Here is an 18,114-nt window from a genome sequence, read left to right on the forward strand (position 1 = left end):
CGGCCGGGCCGCGTGCGGCGCCGAACCCGCACCCCGCTGCCGAGGCCGCACGCGTTTCGGTGCCATCTCGCGCGGGTTGGGCGGGCGGATGCGGTTTCGGCGGGTGTCCGTTCCGCGGAGGTGGTCAGCGCGATGTCACAGGCGGTCCCACGGCACCGCTGAGTACAGCGCGGTGAGGTCCGCGACGGCGTGAGGGGCCGCGGGGAGTTCGCGCGGGCCGATGCGCGAGACCGCGGAGACGCCGATGGAGTTTGCGGTGAAGGCTCCCGTGAACCGCGTCACGGTGTCGAGGGTGATCGGGGCGCACCGCGCGGGGTGACCGCGGGCAGCGAGCTGCTCGTCGAGGAGTTGCCAGGTGATGCCGTGCAACGAGGGGCCGTCCGGCCACACCACGCCGTCCTCGTCGAAGAAGCCGATGTTGGCGATCGTCGTCTCCGAGATGCGGCCGTCGGGTCCGACGAGGAGAGCGTCGTCGAAACCCTCTCGAACTGCCTGCTCGCCGTAGCGGATTTGCGCGAAAGCTCCGACGTGCTTGATGTGGGCGAACGGTCGGACGTAGGGGACGGGAAAAAGGGCCTGAGGTGCGTCGGTCGCGTCGACGGGAGGGCGCACGACGGTCATGACGCGCGGCCGACCCGGCGATTCTTCGTACAGCGTGACGCGCAGGTAGCAGTCCGGCTGGTCGGCGACGGCGACTCGCATCCGGTCTCGAACCAGCGCGGCATCCAGTTCCGAGCCGTAGAGCTCCGCGTGCGCAGCAGACAATCTCCGGAGGTGACGCTCCAGGCCGCGCGTGGCGCCGTTGCGCACCTGCATGGCGGTGAAGTGGCCATCATTCACCAGCGCGGGGCGCACCAACGCCTCGACCGACGCGGGACGACCGTCGATCGAGATCACCGGAAAGGTCGCACCCATTCCTCCACGCTACGACGCTTCGCGGCGCGAAGACACTTCGTCAAGGAAAGTACTTGCCTATATGGCAAGTGCTTGACAGGATGGAGTCATCGGAAGGAACCCCATGGACACCCACCCCGCCCTCACCCCCGCGGAAGCGCGACACCTCCTCGACCGAGCCGACCGGCTGAGCCGTTCCGCTCACGACGCGACCCGGTGGCCCTACATCACCTTCATCGTGGCGCTCGGCGTGGCCACGGCGATGGGGACCTTCGCCATGGCTCTCGCGACGGGCGACGCCTTCGGCCCCGCTTACGTCGGCACGTTGGCCGTGGCCTTCGCGCTCATCCTCTTCTTCGTGATCAGCATCCAGGGTCGGGCGGCGTTCGCCCGGAGCCGCCGCTGGACGACGTACATCGCGAGCTGGTTCGTCACCTACGCGGCGGCGCTCGCCGTGGTGATCTTCGCGCACGGGTCGGTCGTGCTGGCGAGCGTCGCGTCGGGGCTCATCCTCGTCGTGTCGTTCCTCTGCGCCGCGCGCGAGGCTCGGTCATGACCACGGCCGCACCCCACCCTCGGCACAAGCTCGACGAGCTGCTGCAGAACTCCGTGCGGTTCTCGATCGTCGCGGCCCTCGACCGGGCGAGCACCCTGAGCTTCAAAGAGGTTCGGGATGCCGTGGAGATCACGGACTCCGCCCTGAGCAAGCAGGTGTCGACGCTGGAGGCGGCGGGCTACCTGTCGGTCGGCAAGTCTTTCGCCGGCAAGATGCCCCGCACCTCGCTCACGCTCACCAAGGAAGGCCGCGCCGCCTGGCGGGCGCACCTCGCGACCCTGCGCGAGATCGCGGGATCGCTCGACTGAGTCGGGCAGCCCGCCCAGACCGCCCAGACCGCACGCGTCCGCCGAGACCGCACCCTATGGACCGCCCGCGGGTGCGGTCTCGGCATGCGGGTGCGGTTTCGGCGAAGCCGTGGCGGCAGGGGCCGCTGCCCTGGCCGCCACGGCCGGGCCAGGGCCACGGCCGGGCCGGGGCCGCAGCCCGCGTCAGCGGCACCCCTGCCCGCCGAGCCACGCGCGCGCCGCCTCGGCCGCATCGACCGGGGCGGCTTCGTCGGGGGTGATCGGCGTCTCGGGGAACTCCGTGCCGGTGCGATCGGCGTAGATGCTCTGCGTGAGGATGATCCTCGCGCCGTCGTACAGGGGGATCGGGAGGTTCGCCGAGGTGTAGCCGGCGGTGGGCGCCCCGAAGAGGCGGACCCCCTCGATGCCTCGGAAAGCCGTGACGACGGCCTCCGCGCTCGATCCGGTCCCGGCATCCTGGAGCACGGCGATCGGCGCGCCGCTGACCTTGCCGCGCGCGGTGACCGGCACGATCGTCTGGCCCTCCAGCCCTGCACCGTCCTCCTGCACGGTGACCGAGGTCGAGGCGCCGCCCCGCGTGCGGAACGACAGCGCCGGACCGTCGGGGAGCAGGGCCGAGACGCCCGAGAGCATCGGGTACATGTTGCCGCCGCCGTTGCCGCGCACATCCACGATCCACCCGCACGCCTGGTCGGCGTGGGCGGCGATCCCGGTGGCCACGACGTCGGCGTAGTCCTGCTGCGCCCGGTCGTCGGGGTCGATCAGCTCGGGAAGGGTCACGACGCCCACCCCGCCGGACACCGTGACGGTCGGGAGGGTCGGGTCCGAGGCCTTCGCGTGCTCTCGGGCCGTCGGAGGCTGGAAGACGGAGTGCTTTCCTCCCGCCGCCCGGGTGGCCGCATCGATCAGCGGGTAGAGGTCCTCGTAACTGCGCGCGGCGGGCGCGGCGTGCACGAGTGCTGCCCGGGCCGCCGTCCATTCGGGCCCCGAGGCGTAGTACCCCGTGTCGAGGCGGTCGACGACGATCTCGGCGTACCGCTGCGGGGACGGCGGCATCAGATACATGCCGAAGCGCGGGCCGTACTCGTGCAGTCCCCACGCGGCGGCCCCGCAGACGGCCAGCACGACCGCGGCCATCGCTCCGATCACGTACGGGCGTCGGCGGCGTTTCTCGGTTCGGATCACCTTTCCATGCTCGCCATCCGCTCGGCGGGGCACATCCGTCCATCGGTGTATTCCGCCCGTCCGATCGGCGGACCGACCGTGCTTGTCCACGCGTGCGCGCGGACCTCCGGCCGCGTCGAGGCCGCATCCCTTCGCCCAAGCCGCATCCGATGGGCGGCACACGCGTGCGGTCTCGGCGAAAGCATGCGCTTTCGGCGGTGGTCACTCCGCCCGAAGCCACGCGCCGGCGGGGAGCCGCATCCGCCCCGCACCGACGCGGACGTCTCGAGCCCGCTCGTCGAGGTTGGCCGCGAGCGTCACCCGCCCCTCCGCTGTCGTCACCCGCATCACCCACACGCGGGAGTCGGCGCTGCACCCGACCTCGACCGAGCTCCCCGCGAGGCTCGCGAGGACGTCGAGCGCTTCCGCCACGGGGTACGGCTCGCCGGAGGAGGACCGGATGCCACGGGGCCCCCACTCCTCGAAGAACGCCACCGACGCGATCCCCGGTGTCGTCAGCGCGGCGAGGCTCGCCACCGTCCAGGCTGCGAGCTCCGGTGCGCTCTGGCGCGGATCCGCCGCGTCGAGGAGAGCGGGGCCGTACCCCGCGCGCAGATCGGGTTCGCTCGGAACCGGTTCCGCCGTCGTCGCGACCGCGTCGACGTGCGGGCGCAGGGTCACGGGCCCGACGTGCACGGGGGTGCCCCCGGAGAGCTTCACCGCCTGGCGGGCGATGAGGGGCAGGATGCCGAGGGATTCCACGAGCTGCGCCGTCGCCCGCGCGTGGAACAGCGGCGTGAGGGCGAAGCCGACGCCGTCGAGGTCGTCGGGGAGCAGGGAGTGTCCTCGGTTCAGTTCCGTGAAGTGCGTCCGGGCTCCACCGACGACGGGCAGGTCGAGCCCCTCCGCGTGGAGCGCCTCGCGCAGTCCGGCCACGGTCGTGGCATCCGATACGTGCTTCTCGGGCCCGTCGCCGGCGAAGGCGCCGACCGTGCGCACGTCGAGGCCGCGCAGGGGCGCCACGGCCGCGCGCAGATGGCGGGGAGAGGCGCGCACGAAACGCACGTCGAGCGGGAGTCCGGACGCGGTGGCCCGATCGAGTGCCGCGCGCCACGCGGGTGAGGCGAGGTCGAGCTCGACGCGGACGAACGAGCCGACCGGGGCAGGAGGGGGCGCCGGGTCCGGCGCGGTCGCGGCGCCGACGCCGAGCGCGGGGACGACGCCGGCCGGCCGCAGGACCACCTCGTCATCGGCGGTCGCGAGGGGCTCCGCCGCACCGGTGGCGCGGAGCGTCACCGCTTGCCGCACGCGACTCCCCGCGGCGAGCCGGTAGGGGAAGGGGAGCTCGAGCGGGCGGCTGTACGTCTTGAACGAGGCATCCGTCCAGTTGCGCTGGTCCTCCATCTCGAACACGTCGCCCTCGAGGGTCATCGACAGGGCGAGGCCGCGGTGCTCCCAGGCCAGTGCCGCGATGTCCAACGCCGGCTGGTGGGGGCTGATCGCGCGCGGGAAGCGAGTGGCCTCGACGGCTCCCTCCGTGTGAGTGACGGTGAGGTCCGCCCCCGCCACCGCGGGAGGGTGCAGGACCACCAGGCCGAGGCGATTGGTCTCGACCTCGCGCTCCGCGACCACGTCGGCGACGACCTCGAGGCGCGCCCCGTCCACGCGCACCCCGACCGTGCCGACGATCCCGCCGCCCCGGACGTGCAGGGTCACCGCGGCCGGGCCGCTCTCGCACCGTTCGACGTCGAAGTCGACGGTTCCCCAGTCGCGGTCGCGCAGCACGAGACGGACGCTGCGGAGCACGACGACCCCGTCGACCGCGAGGTCGGCGAGCTCATCGCCGCGGCGCTCGAGCGACCACCGCCCGTCCGTCCACGCCGCGCCCGGCTCCGCCCACGTCATCTCAGAGCGTCGTCATGCCGCCGTCGACGGCGAAGAGGGCCCCGGTGGCGAACGCTCCGTCGTCGGACGCGAGGAAGACCATGATCCCCTCGACGTCCTCCGGGGCGCCCGCGCGACCGAGCGGGATGCGCCCGATGATCGCGGCTCGCGCCGCGGGGTCGTCGGTGATCGTGGTCACGAGCGAGGTCTCGGTGTACGCGGGGACGACGGTGTTCACGAGGATGCCGCGATCGGCATATGCCGCGGCGACGGTGCGCGTGAGCCCGTGGATGCCGGCCTTCGTGGCGCTGTAGGCGGTGAAGTCGCGCCCCTCGCCGTTCAGTCCGGTGGGGCTGCCCGTGACGATGATCGACCCGCCCGTGTCGCGCATCGCACGGACGGCGTGCTTGATGGTGAGGAAGGTCCCCGTGAGGTTCACGTCGACGGTGCGCTGCCAGACGGCGAGATCGAGGTCCGCGATGGGAGCGTCCTGGCCGAACAGCTGTACGCCCGCGTTCGCGACGACGACGTCCGGCGTCCACCCCGCTTCTCCCGCGTCGGCGAAGGCGGCCGCGACGGACTCCTCGTCGGAGATGTCGAGGACGGCGGCCCGCGCGGCCCCGCCGATCCGCGCGACGGCCGCGGCCGTGGCATCCGCGTCCCGGTCGCCGATGAGCACGCGGGCGCCCTCGCGGGCGAAGCGCACGGCGACGGCGAAACCGATCCCGGTGGCCGCGCCCGTGACGAGCGCGGTCTTTCCCTGAAGTCTGGTCATTGCGGTGTCCTCAGCGCGAGATCTGGTCGAGGTGCAGCATGCGCGCGAGGTTCTTGTCGAGCTCGTCGTCGCGGAAGATCTTCTTCCAGTCGTCCTTGATGATGCTCTCGCGACCGTAGTCCATCGCGATGAGGCACGCGTCGCTGAACGGGTTGTCGCCGCGGAGGCCGTTCGCGAGCGCCACCTGCGTGTGGCCGTACAGGATGCTGCGCGCCGCCGCCTCGGGCACGCCCATGGTGTGGATCGCCTCGTCGAGCGCTTCGTTGAGGAGCGCCCCGATCATGCACGCGACGGTCTCGACGAGGGTCGGCTCGAGCTGGGCGAGCTGCTTGACCGTGACCCAGTGCACGTCGATCACCGGGGCGTAGATCGCGCGGACGGTGGCCTCGACGATCGCCTTCTTCTCGGGGTCGTCGGACTCGATCGCGGCGATCGCGTCCTGCGCGGCGGCGATGCCGCCGAACGTGTCGGCCCACTCCTCCTTCGTCGTGCGCTCGAGGAACACCGAGGGGTGGCAGGGGTGCGCGACGGCCTGCACGACGTCGCCGCGGGTGGTCAGCAGTCCCGCGTAGGCCGCGGCCGGGTCGAGCGTCAGCACGATCGCGCCCGGCTTCAGCTGCGGCACGAGCTCGGCGGTGACGGGCCCGAGGGCGAGGTCGGGCACGGCGAGCACGACGATGTCGGCGTCCGACACGGCATCCGCCGCGTCGGTCAGCTCGCGGCCCGCGGCGAGGGTGCGCTCGCGCCCCGCCGGGGAGTTCTCGACGTACGCGACCGGGTGGGCGGTGCGCGCGAGGTTGTTCGACACGCGCATGCCCATCTTGCCGCCCGCGCCGATGACGGCGATCGAGTGGAGGTCGGTGGTGGTCTCGGTCATGGGGTGCTCCTCAGGTAGTCGATGGTGGTGCGGGTCCACTCCCGCTCCAGACGAAGGGTGGTTTCGGCGTCCCCCTGCCAGGGGAGCCAGTGCTCGACGATCTCGTCGATCCCGCGCTCGCGGGGTCGGACGGTGTCGAGCAGATGGGGGTAGTCGTGCAGTCCGGCGCCCATCGGTACGCCGGTGTACTCGAAGCCGACCCAGCCGTCACGGCGCTGGAAGGCGAAATCCTTGACGTGCACATTGGCGACGAGCTCTTCGCACACCTCGACGCACGCTGCGGGCTGCTCGAGCCGAGCCACCACGTTCGCGGGGTCGAGACAGATGCCCAGGCTCTCGCTCGACAACGACCACACCAGTTCGACGAGATCGGCCGTGGCGACCTGTTCGTAGGTCTCGAGGGCCAGGGTCACCCCGGCCGCCTCGAAGGAGGGCAGGGTGTCGGCGAGCCAGCGCTCTGCGCGAGCGAGGGACGGCGTGCCCTCGGGGCCGATGAGCATCGAGCGGATCAGCCGTGCGTCGAAGACCTCGGCGAGGCCCAGGAAACGGTGGAGCCGTTCGGGCGTGAGGCCCTTGGTGCCGAGCTGCACGGTGATCCCGAGGTCGCGGGCGGCGGCCGAGGCCTCGGACAGCTCGCGATCGCCCATGTACTCGAGGGGGGCGAAGTCGCAGATCTGGAAGAGGTCGACGTCGAGCGCACGGGTCGCTTCGAACGCCCCGCGCAGCGTGAGGGGCTCGGGGGCGCGCGCCGAATGCTGCCAGAAGAACGCGTAGGTCCCGAGGCCGATCATGCGCTCACCGCCGCGCGAGCGGCGGCCTCGTCGATGACTCGTCGAAGCTGTGCGGGATCGTGGGCGAAGCGCCCCAGGAACAGGCCGTCGACCGCGCCGTCCAGGTCGGTGAGAAGGCCGGGCCCCGCCGAGCCGCCGTAGACCACCGCGCTGCCCGTGCGTTCGGGCAGCGCGTCGAGAGCCTCGCGGAGCGCCCGCGTGACGCGGACGATGTGCGGAATGGATGCCGGAGACTCCGCGCCGATCGCCCACACCGGCTCGTAGGCGACGGTGACCGCACCGGCGGGGGCGCCCTCGAGATCCGCGTGCAGCTGCGCCACGACGGTCGCGGCAGCGACGTCGGACGCGGTTCTCTCGGTCTCCCCCAGACACAGCAGAGGGGTGAGACCCGCCGCCAAGGCCGCCGTGGCTTTCGCCGCCGTGTCGGCATCGGTCTCGCCGAAGAGGCGTCGGCGCTCGGCATGGCCGATCTCCGCATAGGAGACGCCGATCTCCGCGAGCTCCGACGCCGCGATCTCACCGGTGAAGGCCCCGCCCGGGTGGGCCGAGACATCCTGTGCGCCGATCAGCACGCCCGTCCCGGCGAAGGCCTCGAGTGCCGCGGGGATCTGCAGATAGGTGGGGACGACGACGAGCCGCACGGCGCCGGAGGCGACGGCCGGAGTGTCGCGGACGACCCCGGCGACCTCGCGCAGCCACGCGAGAGCGCGGGAGTGCCCGAAGTACGTCTTCAGGCTCACTCCCACCCATACCGGCGCGGTCATCAGCAGGATCCGGTGTTCTCGTACGCGGTGAGGACGGCGACCTTCTCGGCGCTCGCCGACGACTCATCGAAGCGATAGGTGAGCCACTCGCGCACGAGGCGTCGCGCGAGCTCGATCCCGACGACGCGCTGCCCCATCGTGAGCACCTGCGCGTTGTTGGACAGAACCCCGCGCTCGACCGAGAAGGAATCGTGCGCGGTGACGGCGCGGATACCGGGGACCTTATTGGCCGCGATCGCCACGCCCAGCCCCGTCCCGCAGATCAACAGGGCGCGGTCGGCCTCGCCGTTGGCGACGCGGGAGGCCGCTTCGATCGCGACCGTCGGGTAGGGCGTGTGGCCCTCGGCATCCACTCCCACGTCGGTGACCGACACGACGCCGCCGTTCGCCTCGAGGTCGCGTTTGAGGATCTCCTTGTAGTCGAATCCGGCGTCGTCGGAGCCGATCACGATGCGCAGGGGAGAGGTCATGAGGGGGTTCCCTTCTCGGAAGCGGTCGCCAGGACGTCGGCGACCGCGGCGGTGATGAGCGCGAGCGAGACGGCGCCCGGGTCGGGGGTGCCCACGGCGTGCTCGCCGTGGGTGCGGGCGCGGCCCTTGCGGGGCAGCAGATCCGCGGTCGCCGAAGCGGCGCGATCCGCCGAGACGGCGGCGGCAGCCCAGGCGGCCGAGAGCGAGGCGCCGCCGTCGACCCCGTGCGCGAGGGTCGTGGCGAAGGGCACGAGCGCGTCGACGAGGGTCTTGTCGCCCAGCTCGGCCTTGCCGTAGTCGGTGACGGCGCGGGAAGCGGCGGAGACGCCGGCCGCCACGTCGGCGGCGGTCGGGGTGCCGCTGTCGCCGAGCGCGCGGGCGATCGCCGCGAGGATCACTCCCCACAGGGCTCCCGAGGTGCCGCCCGCGCGATCGGCCCAGGCATCGGCGGCGCGTTGCATCGTCGTGGCGGCCCCGGCGCCCGCCTCGGCGGCGGCGTCCGCTGCCGCCCGCGCCGCGTGGGCCCCGCGCTGCATCCCGATGCCGTGATCGCCGTCGCCGGCCACGGCATCCAGTCGTCCCAGCTCATCCACGTGCGCATCGATCGTGTCGGCGATCGCCGCCACCGCGAGACGGACGGTCTGTGCCGCCGCTCGCGAGGAGTCGTCGGCATCCGGGATCTCGTCGGCGACCGTGACCGTCGCCGCCGGGGCGGCTACGCGATCGGTCGCGGTGACGGCCCCGCGGCGGTAGGCGGGGGTGTCGACAGGGTGCTCCCACAGTGTGGCGAGCTCGTCGTCGAGCCAGTAGAGGGTCAGCGACGTGCCGGCCATGTCGAACGAGGTGCAGTACTCGCCCACGTGCGGGTCGACGATCTCGATACCGGCCTCTTCGAGCAACTGGGCGACGCGCCGGTACACGACGAACATCTCCTCGTACTTGAGCGAGCCGAGCCCGTTCAGGATCGGCACCACACGAGCACCGGACACGGATGCCACCCCGTCGGGGAGTTCGGCCGGGTCGAGGAGGGCCGCGACGAGCATCTCGGCGAGCCCGTCCGCGGTCGGGACGTCGGTCTCGTCGATTCCCTGTTCTCCGTGGATGCCGAGCCCGACCGCCATGCGGCCCTCGGCGACGGTGAACAGCGGGTCCTCGGCGCCCGGCAGGGTGCAGCCCGTGAACGCGACGCCGAACGAGCGGGTGCGTTCGTTCGCGAGGGCGGCGACGCGAGTCACTCCCTCGAGGTCGTCGCCGCGTTCGGCGGCGGCCGCGGCAGCGCGGAAGACCGTGAGATCGCCCGCGATGCCCCTCCGGCGGAGGCGCTCCGCGGGAGGCGCGGAGGAGATGTCGTCGGTGACGGTGACGGTGCGCGCGTCGATGCCCTCGCGACGCAGGCGCTCCTGGGCCGCGTCGAAGTTGAGGACGTCGCCGGCATAGTTGCCGTACGTGAAGAACACGCCGCCGCCGTTGTCGGCTGCGCGCGCCGCGCCGTACACCTGCTGCGTCGAGGGCGAGGCGAAGAGGTTGCCCATCGCCGCGGCGTGCGCCAGGCCCGGGCCGACCAGGCCGCCGAACGCCGGGTAGTGGCCGGAGCCGCCGCCCACCACGACCGCGACCTGGCCGCGCGGCGAGGTCGTCGCGCGGGCGACGCCTCCCGGGATGCGGCGGACGTAGCGGCCGTTGGCGGCCACGAAACCGTCGATCATCTCGTCGGCGAACGCCGCGGGCTCGTTCCAGAGTCGGGTCATCGGGCCGGCTCCTCGACCTCGGCCGGTTCGGGTGTCGCCGCGCGGGCGGATGTCGTCCGGCGGGCGAGGACGATCATGAGGATCGCGGAGACCAGCATCACAGCGCCGACGATGAACATCGGAACCTCGTAGCCGCCCGTCCAATCGTGCACGGCGCCGGTGACGTACGGGGCGCTGAAGCCGGCGAGGTTGCCGATCGTGTTGATGAGGGCGACGCCCGCCGCCGCCGCAGCGCCCGTGAGGAACTTCGTGGGCAGCGTCCAGAAGTTCGGCAGCGCGGCGAAGATCGCCATCGCGGTCAGCGTGATCACAGCGATCGTCAGGGCGGGTGAGCCCGCGAACAGGGCCAGCGGGATGCTGACCGCGCCCACCAACGCGGGGACCACGATGTGCCACGTGCGCAGGCCTCGACGCGAGGCGTCGCGCGACCAGAAGTACATCGCGATCGCCGCCGGGACGTAGGGGATCGCGGTGATGAGGCCCTTCTGGAACACGTCGAAGGTGGCTCCGGTCTGCTCCTGGAACCCGTTGATGATCGTGGGGAGGAAGAACGCGAGGGCGTAGAGACCGTAGATGAAGCCGAAGTAGATGAACGACAGCATCCAGACGCGTCCGCTGCGGAAGGCGAAGCGCGCGGAGACGTGCTTCTGGCTCGCTGCGGTCGCGGCCGACTCCTTCGCGAGGGCGGCGGTCAGCCACTCCTTCTCGTCGGCGGCGAGCCAGCCCGCGTCGGCGGGCTTGTCCTTCAGGTAGAACCACGCGATGACGCCGATGACGATCGCGGGGATCGCGACGCCGAAGAACATGAAGCGCCACCCCTCGAGGCCGAAGAACATTCCGTGCTGCTGGATGAGGGCGCCGGCGAGGGGTGCACCGATCACGGTCGTGAGCGGCTGGGCGAGGTAGAAGAGCATCAGGATGCGACCGCGGTGCGCCGCGGGGACCCAGAGGCTGAGGAAGAGGATCGCTCCGGGGAAGAACCCGGCCTCTGCGACACCCAGGAGGAAGCGCAGGACCACCAGCTGCTCGAAGTTCTGCACCCAGGTGAACAGCAGGGCGACGATGCCCCAGGTCACCATGATCCTGGCGAGCCAGCGGCGGGCGCCGAAGCGGTGCAGGGCGAGGTTGGAGGGCACCTCGAGCAGGATGTAGCCGACGAAGAAGACGCCGGAGGCGAAGCCGAACTGCGCGGCGCTCAGGGCGAGATCGTCGTTCATCCCGTTCGGGGCGGCGAAGCCGATCGCGGTGCGGTCGAGGTAGTTGATGAAGAACATCAGGGCGACGAAGGGGACCAGCCGCCACGCCACCTTGCGAATGGCGCGGCGCGCGACGTCGGGTTCCGCCGCACGAGGGTGAGAGGTGTCCACGATGACTCCGTTCGATGAGGGCGCTTCGGCGCGCACGTCCATATTGGCCAACCGGTTGACCAATTGCAAGCGCGACGACGGCGCCACGCTAGGTTGAGGGGGTGCCCGCCTATCCCGCCGACCGCAGCCACGAGATCGCGGCCGCGCTCGAGGCCCTCCCCGCGGGCTCTCCGGTCAGCGAGGTCGCACGGCGACTGCTCGACCTCTTCACCACCGGCTCGATCGCGCCCGGAACACGTCTGCCCGCCGAACGCGCGCTCTCCACGACGCTCGGCGTCGGCCGCTCGGCCGTCCGCGAGGCGCTCGCCGCCCTCGAGATCCTCGGGATCGTCGACGTCCGCCCCGGGTCGGGCACGTACCTGCGCGGCACCGCGAGCTCCCTGCTCCCGCAGACGCTGCGCTGGGGACTGCTCCTCGGCGACACCGACACCGCCGAGCTCCTCGACCTTCGCGCGGGGCTCGAGATCTACGTCGCCCGCCTGGCCGCCGAGCGCGCGGACGCCGTCGCGAACGAACGCCTCGCGGCCACGCTCGCCGACATGACGCGGTCGCAGGGCGACCTTCGCGCGTTCGCCCGCGCCGACCTCGCCTTCCACGACGCCCTCGGCCACGCCGCCGGCAACACCCTGCTCGTCGATCAGCTCAACGTCGTCCGCTCGCTCCTGCAGGTCTACGCCGACCGCGCGGTCCAGAGCGCCGACGACGCGACCCGGGCCATCGCCGAGCACGACGCCGTGCACCGGGCGATCCAGGCACGCGACGCCGACGCCGCGGCATCCGCGATGGCCGTCCACATGGCGACGGCGTCGGCTCGTCTCGTCGGGGAGTGATCGCGGGGTTGTGCGTTCCCAGAAGACGTCGTCTCTCTTTTTATGAGATAGTGCCCTAAGTCATAAAAGCTGGGGGATTTCTTATGAGTTATGGCGAACGGCCGCTCCCCGGCCCCTCCTGGCCGGCGGTGGACGCCGAGACGCGGATCGGGATTCGGGCTGCCCGCGCGGGTCACGCGAGGGTCGCGTACGACGCATCCGTGCCGCCGATGATCGCCTCACGGCACCCCGTCCTGCTCCCCGAGGTCGCGGCTGACGCGGACGAGGCAGCTGCGGAACTCGCACGATTCGATGCGGAGCTCGGCGGCAGGGTCGCCGGCTTCGCCCCTGTTCTCCTTCGCTCGGAAGCCGCGTCCTCCTCGCAGATCGAGAACCTCACAGCCTCAGCGCGCGCGATCTTCTCCGCCGAACTCGGAGCGAAGGGATCCCGGAACGCCGAGCTGATCGCCGCGAACACGCGCTCCCTGCAGGCGGCTCTCGGGCTCGCGGAGCAGATCACGCCCGCCACCATCGCGGCGATGCACCGGGTTCTGATGGAATCGCAGCCGCGACACACCCCCGGCGAGTACCGAGGCGAGCAGGTCTGGATCGGGACGCGAGGCGACTCGCCCGTCGGTGCCGAGTTCGTCCCACCCCATCACGAACGCGTCGCGCCCCTCATCGACGACCTCGCGGAGTTCGCGGTGCGCTGGGACGTGCCGTCGCTCACCTCTGTCGCGATCGCTCACGCGCAGTTCGAGACCATCCACCCCTATACCGATGGCAACGGTCGAACGGGGCGAGCCCTCGCGCAGTCGATGCTCCGCTACCGCGGCGTCACAAGGAACGTCGCCGTCCCTGTGTCGGCGGGCCTCCTCGCGGATGTCGACGGCTATCACGCCGCGCTGACCGCGTACCGCGCGGGAGACCCCAACCCCATCGTCCGCGCCTTCGCTGCCGCGGCTTTCCGCGCGGTGTCCAACAGTCGAGAGCTCGTCTCCGACATCGACGCGATACGCGCGTCGTGGAACAGTCGGCTGACCGTCCGCCGTGACTCGAGCGCCTGGAGACTCCTCGACATCTTCTTGTCCCGACCCGTTCTCGACTCGGCGACCGCCGCCCGGGAGCTCGGGGTCGCTCAACCCAACGTGTATCCGCCCTTGAAGGCCCTCGTCGACGCCGGGATCGTCCGCTCGAAAGCCGAGCACAAGCTGGGCCCCTTCTGGCGAAGCGAGGAGATTCTGGACGCTGTCGACGCGTTCGCCGCGAGGGCGGGGCGTCGCCAGCGGGGGTGAGTGGCGTCGCTCGCCACGAACGACTCCCTCGCGCGCATCGCGCGATTCCACGAGCGACACGATGTCCGTTCGGGTCGAGATCGTCGACGCGGGACGGTCTCCGTCGAAGATCTTTACGCGGTCTCGCGCTGCCGTGGGGGGGCGGCGCTGCTCTCGCGCACGACGAGGGTCGGGGTGACGGCGGAGTCCGCGGGATGCCGGTTCTCCGTCAGCCACTCCTCGAGCAGCCCGAACGTCCGCCGGCCCAGATCGACGAAGTCCTGTCGCACGGTCGTCAGGGCCGGCATCCACATCCGTGCGAACGGTTGATCGTCGAAGCCGACGATGCTGATGTCCTGGGGAACCCGACGGCCGACCTCTTGGAAGGCGCGCGCGGCACCGATCGCGAGCTCGTCGTTGCCGCAGAGGAGAGCGGTGATGCTCGGGTCGCCGGTGAGCTTCTGCGCCGAGTCGTATCCCGAGGTGGGGGAGTAGCTGGCCTGCACGACCGGGGGGATGGGGGCGTCGGCTTCCTGCAGGGCCTTCCTCCACCCCCAGGCGCGTCCGCTCCGCGGCTTCGTCGCGGGGATGGCGAGGTGGTGCACCGTCGTGTGTCCGAGGGACAGGAGATAACGGGTGGCCTCGTAGCCGCCGGCGGCATCGTCGAGGAACGCGTGCGGGGTCTCACCTGACGCGCGGCGTGCACCCGCCGCCGCGACGACGGGGAGCGTGGACGGGAGGGCGGCGAGGGTTGCGACGCCGACCTTGTCGAACTCGATCACGATCGCGCCCGCCAGGGGATGCGAGAGTGCGTTGTTCACCGATCGAGCGATGTCGTCGGGGTCCCCGGACTCGACGACGGCGATGACGACCACGTATCCCGCTGCGCGGGCCGCCTCTTCGATCCCTTGCAGTGTTGCGGCGTATCCGTACCGGATCGTGTTCCGCGCGAAGACGGCCACGGTGGACCGGCGCCCACTGACGAGGGACTGCGCCGCGGCGTTGGGGCGATAGCCGAGCTCAGCGACAGCGGCCTCGACTTTGACCCGCAGCTCGTCGCTCACGCGGACGCGGCCCGAGAGCACGCGCGAAACCGTGGAGAGGCTGACCCCTGCCTTGGTGGCGACGTCGACGATCCCCGGGACGTGGCGATCGAGAGGCATCCGGCCAGCCTAATGACCAACGTTCATCTTTCGGACGTCCTTTTCTCTGACCAACGTTTGCAGAGCGGTGTCACCCGTGCTAGCTTGACCAACGTTTGCAGGCCCGATGTCGGGTCAGGAAAGGCGAAGAAGCTTTTGACCACTCAGGTGATTTCCGAGCTCTCCGGTGCGGTCGACGCCCCGTGGGACTCCGTCGTCGCACTTCGGGCCGGTGGGGTGTCCCTCATTCTCGGCCTCCCCGACGACGCCCTCCCTTTCGTCATCCACTGGGGTGCGGATGCGGGTGCCCTGGATGCCAAAGAGCTCCGCGAGCTCGCCACCCACGCGTTGCCGCCCCTCGCGACCAACGGTGTCGACAGCAGCGTCGTCGCCTCGGTGCTGCCCGAGAACTCCCGCGGATGGACCGGAACGACCGGCCTGGCCGGGCACCGTTCGGGAAAGGCCTGGTCGACGAGGTTCGTTCCGGTCGCCGTCGAGGTCGCCGAGCAGGACGGGCAGGGCGGGTCCGTCGCGGTCCGCGCGATCGATGTCGACGCCGACCTCACCCTCGACCTGTCGATAGCCCTCCTTCCGAGCGGGCTCGCCCGCCTCTCCGCGGCGCTCACCAACACCGGCGAGAGCACCTACACGCTCGACGGACTGCAGCTGGCCCTGCCCGTGCCGACCCGGGCGGACGTCCTGTTCGACCTGGCCGGGCGCTGGGGCAAGGAGAAGGTCCCCCAGTGGCGCGAGTTCACGGTGGGCACGCACCTGCGCGAGGGGCGTCACGGACGCACCGGAGCGGATGCGGCGACGATCCTGACCGCGGGAACGGCCGATCTCGACTTCGGTCAGGGCGAGGCGTGGGGCCTGCACGTCGCCTTCAGCGGAAACCACCGCACGCTCGCCGAACGGGCGTTCTCCGGCGAGCGCCTTCTGCTCGGCGGAGAACTCCTCCTCCCCGGCGAGATCCAGCTCGGCCCCGGGGAGGGCTACGCGACGCCCGACGTCTTCGCCGCGTACGGCGCCGGCCTGGACGACGTGGCCGCGCGGTTCCACTCGTACCTCCGCGCCCGGCCCGGCCACCCCCGCACCGTGCGCCCCGTCGTGATGAACGTCTGGGAGGCCGTCTACTTCGACCACGACCTGACCCGGCTCCTCGAACTCGCGGATGCCGCGCAGCGCGTCGGTGTCGAGCGGTTCGTCCTGGACGACGGGTGGTTCGGATCCCGCCGCGACGACACCTCGGGCCTGGGGGACTGGATCATCGCCGAGGACGTCTGGGGAGGGGGGCGATTCCGTGCCCTCGTCGACGGCGTGAAGCAGCGGGGGATGCAGTTCGGCCTGTGGTTCGAGCCCGAGATGGTGAACGTGGCGTCGGAACTCGCGGCATCCCATCCCGAATGGCTGCTGCAGGTACCCGGTCGCCTGCCCATCGAGTTCCGCCACCAGCAGGTGCTCGACCTGTCGCACCCGGGCGCGTTCGCGCACGTCGAGCGGCAGATCGTCTCCCTTGTGCGGGAGTACGGCATCGACTACATCAAGTGGGACCACAACCGGGACCTGATGGATGCCGGCTCCACGCGCACCGGGCGGGCGGGCGTGCACGAGCAGACTCTCGCGACGTACCGACTCCTCGACGCGATCCGCGCGGCCTGTCCGGGGCTGGAGATCGAGTCCTGCTCCTCGGGCGGTGCCCGCGTCGACCTGGAGATCCTGAACCACACCGACCGCGTGTGGGCGTCCGACTGCATCGATGCGCGTGAGCGCCAGCAGATCCAGCGCTGGACGGCCCAGCTGCTGCCCCCGGAGCTCGTGGGAAGCCATGTCGGTGCCGAACGAGCGCACACCACCCGGCGCCAGTTCGACCTGGACTTCCGGGCGGCCACGGCGCTGTTCGGACACTTCGGAATCGAGTGGGATCTCACCGCCGCCTCTCCCGAGGATCTCGCCCGTCTCGCGGAGTGGGTCGACTACTACAAAGCCGTGCGGTCGCTGATCCACACCGGCACGATCATCCGGCGCACGCTGGAGAGCGGCGACCTGTGGCTGCACGGCAGCGTCAGCCCGGATCGGGGACGAGCCCTGTACGCCCTGACCCTCCGGGAACGGCACGTGACGTGGCCGGCCGGACGCGTGCAGTTGCCCGGTCTGAACCCCCTCGCGCAGTACCGGGTCACGGTCGCCGGCCCCGGTGCCGACGCCCCCTACGACCCCCGGGTCCATCCTTCCTGGTACCGCACCGGCACCGTCCTCGCGGGATCCGCGCTCAGCGAGGTGGGACTGCACATCCCCGCCCTCGACCCCGACACCACCGTTCTCCTCGACGTGGAGGCTCTCGCGTGAACACCCGCACCCGCTCCCTCGACACCCGCTCCCTCGACACCCGGGCGATCGTCGCCCCCCGGACCGCCCGCCGCCGCCGAGGGGATGCCAAGGTCGCGCTGTTCTTCATCGCGCCCGCCGCCCTCGGGTTCATCGCGTTCTACCTCGTGCCGTCGCTGCGCGGGATCTGGTTCAGCTTCACCGACCAGAACCTCATCGGAGCGGGCAAATTCATCGGTCTCGACAACTACACGCGCATGTTCGGCGATCCGCTGTTCTGGAACTCATTGTGGGTGACCCTCGAGTACGTCGTCATCAACATCGGCGTGCAGACGGTCCTCGCCGTCGGGATCGCGGTGCTCATGCATCGACTGACCCGATCCGCGGTGATCCGGGGCATCATCCTGCTGCCGTACCTCGTCGCCAACGTCGTCGTCGCCCTCGTGTGGTTCTGGATGATGGACTACTCGACCGGCATCATCAACGTCTTCCTCGACTTCATCGGGGGCGACCGGATGGCCTTCTTCGGCAACGAGAACCTCGCCATCCCCACGATCGCCCTCATCAACGTGTGGCGGTACGTCGGCTACACCGCGCTCCTGGTCTTCGCCGGGCTGCAGACCATCCCCGCCCAGCTCTATGAAGCGGCCGCGCTGGACGGCGCATCCGAGGTGCGCATGTTCCGCTCGATCACCCTGCCGCTGCTGCGTCCGGTGCTCGCGCTGGTGCTCGTGATCACGGTCGTGGGGTCGTTCCAGATCTTCGACACCGTGGCCGTGACGACCGAAGGCGGTCCGATCAACTCGACGCGCGTCATCTACTACTACATCTACCAACAGGCCTTCGAGCGGTTCGACCTCGGCTACGCCTCCGCGATGTCCGTCTTCCTCCTGGTGGTGCTCGCGGTCGTCGCGTACTTCCAGCTGAAGATCATGCGCTCCAACTCGTCCGACCTGGCTTAGGAGA

General features: G+C 71.0%; 17 protein-coding genes. 6 read left to right on the plus strand and 11 right to left on the minus strand.

Translation table 11 applies throughout. The annotated features are described in order from the left end of the window. Positions 1–135 precede the first annotated feature (135 nt). Positions 136–915 (minus strand): aminotransferase class IV, encoded by a 780-nt coding sequence (locus MTES_RS09805; RefSeq protein ID WP_013585095.1) that lies wholly within the window; start codon positions 913–915, stop codon positions 136–138. A 103-nt stretch (positions 916–1,018) separates the two neighbouring features. Here MTES_RS09805 and MTES_RS09810 point away from each other — a divergent pair, with 103 nt between their 5' ends. Together MTES_RS09810 and MTES_RS09815 are read left to right on the plus strand one after the other, a co-directional pair. After that, positions 1,019–1,450, plus strand: a complete 432-nt coding sequence (locus MTES_RS09810) for a hypothetical protein (protein WP_013585096.1) — start codon at positions 1,019–1,021, stop codon at positions 1,448–1,450. Next, positions 1,447–1,758 carry a winged helix-turn-helix domain-containing protein gene (locus MTES_RS09815; RefSeq protein ID WP_013585097.1) on the plus strand — a complete coding sequence of 104 codons (312 nt, stop codon included), beginning with the start codon at positions 1,447–1,449 and terminating at the stop codon, positions 1,756–1,758. The genes MTES_RS09810 and MTES_RS09815 overlap by 4 nt, the downstream gene beginning before the upstream one ends. Positions 1,759–1,941: 183 nt before the next feature. Here the strand turns inward: MTES_RS09815 and MTES_RS09820 are convergent, their stop codons facing one another. From MTES_RS09820 to MTES_RS09860, 9 genes are all read right to left on the minus strand, one after another. Further along, positions 1,942–2,943 (minus strand): S41 family peptidase, encoded by a 1,002-nt coding sequence (locus MTES_RS09820; protein WP_050901778.1) that lies wholly within the window; start codon positions 2,941–2,943, stop codon positions 1,942–1,944. 201 nt (positions 2,944–3,144) lie between these two features. Next, positions 3,145–4,827 carry a hypothetical protein gene (locus tag MTES_RS09825; protein ID WP_013585099.1) on the minus strand — a complete coding sequence of 561 codons (1,683 nt, stop codon included), beginning with the start codon at positions 4,825–4,827 and terminating at the stop codon, positions 3,145–3,147. A gap of 1 nt (position 4,828) precedes the next feature. Beyond that, positions 4,829–5,581, minus strand: coding sequence for an SDR family NAD(P)-dependent oxidoreductase (locus tag MTES_RS09830; RefSeq protein ID WP_013585100.1), 753 nt, complete (start codon positions 5,579–5,581; stop codon positions 4,829–4,831). 10 nt (positions 5,582–5,591) lie between these two features. Continuing rightward, positions 5,592–6,458: a phosphogluconate dehydrogenase C-terminal domain-containing protein gene (locus MTES_RS09835; RefSeq protein ID WP_013585101.1), complete on the minus strand. Its 867-nt coding sequence runs from the start codon at positions 6,456–6,458 to the stop codon at positions 5,592–5,594. After that, positions 6,455–7,249: a sugar phosphate isomerase/epimerase family protein gene (locus MTES_RS09840; RefSeq protein WP_013585102.1), complete on the minus strand. Its 795-nt coding sequence runs from the start codon at positions 7,247–7,249 to the stop codon at positions 6,455–6,457. Before MTES_RS09840 ends, MTES_RS09835 begins: the two co-directional genes overlap by 4 nt. Then, positions 7,246–8,013, minus strand: a complete 768-nt coding sequence (locus MTES_RS09845) for a triose-phosphate isomerase family protein (RefSeq protein WP_013585103.1) — start codon at positions 8,011–8,013, stop codon at positions 7,246–7,248. The genes MTES_RS09840 and MTES_RS09845 overlap by 4 nt, the downstream gene beginning before the upstream one ends. After that, positions 8,013–8,483 carry a ribose-5-phosphate isomerase gene (locus MTES_RS09850; RefSeq protein ID WP_013585104.1) on the minus strand — a complete coding sequence of 157 codons (471 nt, stop codon included), beginning with the start codon at positions 8,481–8,483 and terminating at the stop codon, positions 8,013–8,015. The genes MTES_RS09845 and MTES_RS09850 overlap by 1 nt, the downstream gene beginning before the upstream one ends. Then, entirely contained in the window at positions 8,480–10,231 is a 1,752-nt protein-coding gene (locus MTES_RS09855; protein WP_013585105.1) for a dihydroxyacetone kinase family protein, read from the minus strand. Before MTES_RS09855 ends, MTES_RS09850 begins: the two co-directional genes overlap by 4 nt. Continuing rightward, entirely contained in the window at positions 10,228–11,598 is a 1,371-nt protein-coding gene (locus tag MTES_RS09860) for an MFS transporter (protein ID WP_013585106.1), read from the minus strand. Before MTES_RS09860 ends, MTES_RS09855 begins: the two co-directional genes overlap by 4 nt. Positions 11,599–11,699: 101 nt before the next feature. Between MTES_RS09860 and MTES_RS09865 the strand changes: the two genes are divergently transcribed. Continuing rightward, entirely contained in the window at positions 11,700–12,428 is a 729-nt protein-coding gene (locus MTES_RS09865) for a FadR/GntR family transcriptional regulator (protein ID WP_013585107.1), read from the plus strand. Between the two features lie 83 nt (positions 12,429–12,511). After that, positions 12,512–13,702, plus strand: coding sequence for a Fic family protein (locus MTES_RS09870; RefSeq protein WP_013585108.1), 1,191 nt, complete (start codon positions 12,512–12,514; stop codon positions 13,700–13,702). A 113-nt stretch (positions 13,703–13,815) separates the two neighbouring features. On the opposite strand, the gene MTES_RS09875 is transcribed toward MTES_RS09870, so the two are convergent. Continuing rightward, the gene (locus tag MTES_RS09875) at positions 13,816–14,844 is read right to left on the minus strand and encodes a LacI family DNA-binding transcriptional regulator (protein ID WP_013585109.1); all 1,029 of its coding nucleotides are present in this window, start codon (positions 14,842–14,844) and stop codon (positions 13,816–13,818) included. 135 nt (positions 14,845–14,979) lie between these two features. Here MTES_RS09875 and MTES_RS09880 point away from each other — a divergent pair, with 135 nt between their 5' ends. Together MTES_RS09880 and MTES_RS09885 are read left to right on the plus strand one after the other, a co-directional pair. After that, positions 14,980–17,169: an alpha-galactosidase gene (locus tag MTES_RS09880; RefSeq protein WP_013585110.1), complete on the plus strand. Its 2,190-nt coding sequence runs from the start codon at positions 14,980–14,982 to the stop codon at positions 17,167–17,169. Beyond that, positions 17,166–18,110, plus strand: a complete 945-nt coding sequence (locus MTES_RS09885; protein WP_013585111.1) for a carbohydrate ABC transporter permease — start codon at positions 17,166–17,168, stop codon at positions 18,108–18,110. Before MTES_RS09880 ends, MTES_RS09885 begins: the two co-directional genes overlap by 4 nt. The last annotated feature ends 4 nt before the right edge of the window (positions 18,111–18,114 follow it).

Source organism: Microbacterium testaceum StLB037 (assembly GCF_000202635.1).
GTDB lineage: Bacteria > Actinomycetota > Actinomycetes > Actinomycetales > Microbacteriaceae > Microbacterium > Microbacterium testaceum_F.

Bases quoted from the DNA above. Each gene is read 5' to 3' on its own strand.
- MTES_RS09825 (WP_013585099.1), bottom strand. From the start codon at position 4,827: ATGACGTGGGCGGAGCCGGGCGCGGCGTGGACGGACGGGCGGTGGTCG.
- MTES_RS09830 (WP_013585100.1), bottom strand. From the start codon at position 5,581: ATGACCAGACTTCAGGGAAAGACCGCGCTCGTCACGGGCGCGGCCACC.
- MTES_RS09845 (WP_013585103.1), bottom strand. From the start codon at position 8,013: ATGACCGCGCCGGTATGGGTGGGAGTGAGCCTGAAGACGTACTTCGGG.
- MTES_RS09870 (WP_013585108.1), top strand. From the start codon at position 12,512: ATGAGTTATGGCGAACGGCCGCTCCCCGGCCCCTCCTGGCCGGCGGTG.
- MTES_RS09815 (WP_013585097.1), top strand. From the start codon at position 1,447: ATGACCACGGCCGCACCCCACCCTCGGCACAAGCTCGACGAGCTGCTG.
- MTES_RS09875 (WP_013585109.1), bottom strand. From the start codon at position 14,844: ATGCCTCTCGATCGCCACGTCCCGGGGATCGTCGACGTCGCCACCAAG.
- MTES_RS09850 (WP_013585104.1), bottom strand. From the start codon at position 8,483: ATGACCTCTCCCCTGCGCATCGTGATCGGCTCCGACGACGCCGGATTC.
- MTES_RS09805 (WP_013585095.1), bottom strand. From the start codon at position 915: ATGGGTGCGACCTTTCCGGTGATCTCGATCGACGGTCGTCCCGCGTCG.
- MTES_RS09835 (WP_013585101.1), bottom strand. From the start codon at position 6,458: ATGACCGAGACCACCACCGACCTCCACTCGATCGCCGTCATCGGCGCG.
- MTES_RS09810 (WP_013585096.1), top strand. From the start codon at position 1,019: ATGGACACCCACCCCGCCCTCACCCCCGCGGAAGCGCGACACCTCCTC.
- MTES_RS09855 (WP_013585105.1), bottom strand. From the start codon at position 10,231: ATGACCCGACTCTGGAACGAGCCCGCGGCGTTCGCCGACGAGATGATC.
- MTES_RS09840 (WP_013585102.1), bottom strand. From the start codon at position 7,249: ATGATCGGCCTCGGGACCTACGCGTTCTTCTGGCAGCATTCGGCGCGC.